This is a genomic window from Micromonospora sp. 4G55 (assembly GCF_016803375.1).
The window spans coordinates 1-2,314 of sequence record NZ_JAEVHN010000848.1; the positions used below are offsets into that span (position 1 = coordinate 1).

Consider the following 2,314-nt stretch of genomic DNA (forward strand, 5'->3'; position numbering starts at 1 on the left):
GCGCTGGCGGAGTTGCGTCCCGTTCTCGACGGCGCGGTGGACTGCACCGACTCGCCCGAGCGGGCGCTGGGCGTGGCGCTGCTGCCGTGGCTGCGCACCGGCGAGGCGGAGCGGGCCGGGCAGGCGCACCTGCGGGCGTACCGGCGGCACCGGCGGGAGCGGGGAGCCTTCCCGTACCTCGCCGCGCACCTGCGCTTCTGCGCGCTGGCCGGGCACCCCGGCCGGGGGCTGGACATCCTCGCCGAGCAGCTGCCCCGGCTGGACCACCCGTACGACGACCTGTCCGCGATGGAGTTCGCCGCCGCCGGGGCGCTGGTCTGCGCCCTCGCCGCCGAGGCGGGGCTGACCGGGCGGCGGGTGCACCGCCCGGCGCACGGCAGCCGGCCGGCGGCCGAGGTGGACGTGGAGACCCTCGGTACCGACCTGCTGACCCTGGCCACCGGGCTGGCCGGCAGCTTCGACGCGCGCAACGGCACCGGGCACCAGTCGGGCCGGATCGCCTCCTGGCTGGCGGAGCGGCCGCTGGCCACCCCGGTGCCGCTGCCCGACGAGGAGACCGGCGATGACCCGGCGACGGACCCGCCGTTCGTTCCGGCGGCCGACGAGCTGGCCCCGCTGAGCCTGTCGATGATCATCGCGGTGCTGGACCGCCGGGGCGACGTCTACGCCGTCGACGCCGGCGGGGTGGTGGTCGGGCGCTGGCACGAGGCGGTGATCCAGTTCCGGCAGGTCGGGCGGCGCGGCGAGATCCTGCACGCCCGGGTGGTGGCGGCGCGGCGACTGCCGGCGTCCCGGCTGACCGAGGCGTACGAGTTCTGCAACGCCTGGAACCACGACCGGCTGCTGCCGAAGGCGTACGTGCACGACCTGGGCGAGGGCGAGCTGGTGCTGGCCGGCGACGTGACCACCGACCTGGAGCACGGGGTGGCCCCGGCGCAGCTCGGCGTCCTCATCGACGCGGCGGTCGCCACCGGCGTCGCGTACGCGGACGCGGTCGCCGCGTTGCCCTGACCGACGCGGGTGAGGTCCGAAAGCCGCCGGACGCCGACGCGCCGCGCTGGTGGACTTGCCGCATGACGACAGCACAGCAGCGGGCCGCCCGGCTGCGCGCCCTGCACCGGCCCGGTACACCGCTCGTCCTGCCCAACGCGTGGGACGTGGCCAGCGCCCGCCTGGTCGAGGAGTGCGGGGCCGCGGCGGTGGCCACCACCAGCGCCGGCATCGCCTGGGCCCTGGGCGTCGCCGACGGCGGGGCGCTGGACCGCAGCCGGGCACTCACGCCACTGGCCCGGATCGCCGCGGCGGTGACGGTGCCGGTCACCGCCGACATCGAGGACGGGTACGCCCCCGACCCGGCCGCGTCGCCCGGACCGTCAGCGAGGTGCTGGCCGCGGGCGCGGTGGGCATCAACATCGAGGACGCCGACCCGGACGACCCGACCCGGCTACGCCCCACGACGGAGCAGTGCGCCCGGATCGCCGCCGCCCGCCAGGCCGCCGAGGCCGCCGGGGTGGCGCTCTTCGTCAACGCCCGGATCGACACCTACCTGCGGGCGGTCGGCGAACCCGCGCAGCGACTCGCCGAGACCCTGCGCCGGGCCGAGGCGTTCCTGGCGGCCGGGGCGAACGGCGTCTTCGTGCCGGGAGTGGTCGACGTGGAGAGCATCGCCGCGCTGGTGTCCGGGGTGGACGGACCGGTGAACGTGCTCGCCGGCCCGGGCGCACCCACCGTGGCCACCCTGGCCGAGCTGGGCGTGGCCCGGGTCAGCCTCGGCTCGTCGCTGGCCGAGGCCGCGTACGGCCTAGTCCGGCGAGCCGCCACCGAGGCCCTCACCGCCGGCACCTACACCACCCTCACCCCCGCCACCCCCTACGCCGAACTGAACGCCCTCCTCCGCTGACCGCGGACCCGCCCCCAGCGCGCACTTTCCGAGAAAGCGTGGCTAATCCGCGCGCCATGCCACTCTTTTTCGGAAAGTGCGGCCAGGGGGACGCGGAGCGCCCCCGACCACCGGGCGGTGGGGGTCGGGGGCCGCGGTCGGGGTGGGTCAGCTCGCCGAGAAGGCGAGGGTGTAGCGGCCGGAGCCGCTCAGCGCAGTGACCCGGTAGCGGTAGGCGCCGGCCGAGCCCTCGGCCGCCAGCTTCGCGACGCCGTCGGCGGTGGCGGTGCGGGCCACGGTCCAGAAGCCGGTGCCGGTCCAGCGCTGGAGTTCCAGCACCAGCTGAGCGCCGTCGGGGGGCGTCGAGGCAGGCGCTCTGCGCGCCGCCGTCGGCGACGAACCAGCGGCCGTCGGGCTGTGCCTGGGAACGGCCGG

1 protein-coding gene and 2 pseudogenes are annotated in these 2,314 nt (G+C 76.9%); 2 read left to right on the forward strand and 1 reads right to left on the reverse strand.

The annotated features are described in order from the left end of the window. A partial coding sequence (locus tag JNW89_RS35110) for a YbjN domain-containing protein (RefSeq protein ID WP_238452301.1) occupies nucleotides 1–1,011 on the forward strand: 1,011 nt, incomplete at its 5' end. 62 nt (nucleotides 1,012–1,073) lie between these two features. Beyond that, nucleotides 1,074–1,900: pseudogene (locus JNW89_RS35115) on the forward strand (isocitrate lyase/phosphoenolpyruvate mutase family protein). A gap of 147 nt (nucleotides 1,901–2,047) precedes the next feature. Here JNW89_RS35115 and JNW89_RS35120 read toward each other — a convergent pair. Then, a pseudogene (locus JNW89_RS35120) lies at nucleotides 2,048–2,314 on the reverse strand (hypothetical protein); the annotation flags it as partial.